This window comes from Acinetobacter sp. RF14B, assembly GCF_006864105.1.
GTDB lineage: Bacteria > Pseudomonadota > Gammaproteobacteria > Pseudomonadales > Moraxellaceae > Acinetobacter > Acinetobacter lwoffii_C.
The window spans coordinates 1-501 of the sequence record NZ_SMTB01000246.1; the positions used below are offsets into that span (position 1 = coordinate 1).

The window sequence follows — 501 nt, forward strand, 5'->3', positions numbered from 1 at the left end:
CGCGACAGCTTTTTCCATGCCGATATGCACCCTGGCAACATCTTCGTAAGCTATGAACACCCGGAAAACCCGAAATATATCGGCATTGATTGCGGGATTGTTGGCTCGCTAAACAAAGAAGATAAACGCTATCTGGCAGAAAACTTTATCGCCTTCTTTAATCGCGACTATCGCAAAGTGGCAGAGCTACACGTCGATTCAGGCTGGGTGCCACCAGATACCAACGTTGAAGAGTTCGAATTTGCCATTCGTACGGTCTGTGAACCTATCTTTGAGAAACCGCTGGCCGAAATTTCGTTTGGACATGTACTGTTAAATCTGTTTAATACGGCGCGTCGCTTCAATATGGAAGTGCAGCCGCAACTGGTGTTACTCCAGAAAACCCTGCTCTACGTCGAAGGGGTAGGACGCCAGCTTTATCCGCAACTCGATTTATGGAAAACGGCGAAGCCTTTCCTGGAGTCGTGGATTAAAGATCAGGTCGGTATTCCTGCGCTGGTG

Annotated in this window: 1 protein-coding gene; it reads left to right on the forward strand. The window is 48.3% G+C overall.

Going from position 1 to position 501, the window contains the following annotated elements; genetic code table 11:
• On the forward strand, positions 1-501 hold a 501-nt coding region (locus E2K52_RS14775), incomplete at both ends, for an AarF/UbiB family protein (protein ID WP_264765956.1).